Source organism: Paracoccus sp. UBA5162, from assembly GCF_002413585.1.
In the GTDB taxonomy this organism is placed as follows: domain Bacteria; phylum Pseudomonadota; class Alphaproteobacteria; order Rhodobacterales; family Rhodobacteraceae; genus Paracoccus.
Genome location: NZ_DHXG01000007.1, coordinates 12,974 through 14,903, shown reverse-complemented (window position 1 = coordinate 14,903; position 1,930 = coordinate 12,974). Strand labels below are relative to the sequence as shown.

Below are 1,930 nucleotides of genomic sequence, written 5' to 3'. Positions count from 1 at the left end.
CCCTGCCTCGGCAGATGACCGGCGGCGCCGGGGGCGGGAAACAGCCAGCGCGCGCCTTTGTCGGCAATCGCCCGGCCCAGCGGGCTGGACCTGTCGGCCCGATCGCGGATCCGCAGCCATTCCGCAAGCGCCGTCCTGGCCGGTCCGGTCAGCGGGACCATGCGTTCCTTGCCGCCCTTGCCCCGGATCAGCAGCACGGCAGGATCGCCCCGGCAGGACGCGACCGGCAGCGCGACCAGTTCACTGACGCGCATTCCGGTGGCATAGAGCAGCTCGATCAGGCACCGGTTGCGGGTCCGATCAGTCCGGGTCCGGCCGATCTCGGGGGCGACCCGAAGCATGGCCTCGATCTCGGCCCGGTCCAGCGTCGCGGGCAGGCGGTGGGCGCGGCCGGGACCGGTGATGCGGATGGCCGGGTCGTCCTGGCGCCAACCCTCTTCCAGGGCAAAGCGGGTGAACTGGCGGATCGAGGACAGCCGCCTTGCGCGCGTGGCCCGCGACAGGCCCTGGGCGTCGCAATGGGCGAGATAGCTTTCGATCGTTTCGCGACCCAGTAGCGCCAGAGAGGATTCGCGCCGGGCCAGCCAGTCGGACAGATCGCGCAGATCGCGGCCATAGGCCAGCAGCGTATTGCGCGCGGCCCCGGCTTCGGCGGCCTGGGCGTCCAGAAAGGCCGAGATGGCGCGGTAATCGGGCGTCATTGCGGCGCTTTCGTCATCACCGGCAGCAGCGAAAGCTGCGCGGCGGCAAGATCGGCATCCGCCTCGAGGCCCAGTCCGCGCAAGACCGCCAGCCCGCGCCCGGCGCGGGCCAGATCACCATCAAGTCCGGCATCGATATCGGCCATCGCGGCCAGCAGCGCCTCGCCGCGCCGTTGGGCCGGAGGCGGGGTCTGACCGCTTAGAAGCACGGGATCGGTCGGCAGTGGCGTCGCGGCGGGCAGGCCTTGCCATTGGCGCAGCCAGCTCGCGACCTCGCCCGCGCGGCCTTCCAGGTTCGGCGGCAATTCGTCGGCCACCATCGCGGCCAGCACATCCGCCATGCCGGCCGCGCGGAACTGATCGAAGGCCGCCGGCAGGGCGGCGGCGGGATCGCCCTGTGCCAGGGCCGCCTCAAGCGTGCGCATGGCCCCGGCGCGTTCCCAGACCCCGCCCGAAGCCGGGGGTTTCTGTTCGGCATAGATCGCGCGCAGACGACCGGGGTCGATGGCGCCGATCCGGGCCAGACGCTCGGCCGCTTCCAGGCGCGTCTTCCAGCCATTATTGGCGCGCAGGTCGGACTGGGCGAAGGCGATGGGCAGGCCCAGGCTGGGCAGCGGCTGGCCGATCGCCTCGAAGATGCGGAAATTCAGCGGCGTCATCGGCTGCGACGGTTCCAGCACCTCGCCGCTATCGACGAAGGTATCGTCAAGGAAATGCTGCATCAGCAGCGCCTGATCGGCGGAAATCAGACGCAGGCGTTCGGCCCCGCTCAGGCTGATCGCGGCGGCGGCCCAGTCGCCGGTCTGGGCCAGGCAGAAGATGCGCGCGGCAAAGCTGGGCGCGATGCCGGGCGTGGTGTTCATGATGTCGCAGGCGCGGCTCTCGTCGCCCTCGAGCAGCGCGATATCGAACAGGCGGCGAAAGATCTGCGGATCGCCCGCGCCCGTCGCCATCAGCAGCGCCTGGGCCCGGTCCAGCGCGCCCATGTCCAGCAATCTGTCGGCCCGCGCCAGCAGCAGTTGCCCGCTTTCCACGGCAGCCGGGCCGGCACCGGTATCGGCACCGCTATCGGTATCGGCCGGAGCATCGGCGGGCCCGGGGATCGGCGGCGGCAATTGCGCGGTCAGCAGGCGCAGCATCAGCGCGGTCATCGCCGGCAGGCGCGCGGGCGTCTGTCGGATCGGATCCAGCAGATCGGCCGTCGCGCTGCCCTGCCACAGATCGGCGGG

General features: G+C 71.3%; 2 protein-coding genes. Both read right to left on the bottom strand.

Annotated features, from left to right (window positions below; all coding sequences use genetic code 11):
- On the bottom strand, window positions 1-701 hold a 701-nt coding region (locus B4A72_RS00850), incomplete at its 3' end, for a site-specific integrase (RefSeq protein ID WP_292977957.1).
- Window positions 698-1,930: hypothetical protein (locus B4A72_RS00845; protein WP_292977956.1), on the bottom strand; the 1,233-nt coding region annotated here is incomplete at its 5' end. The genes B4A72_RS00850 and B4A72_RS00845, both read right to left, overlap by 4 nt.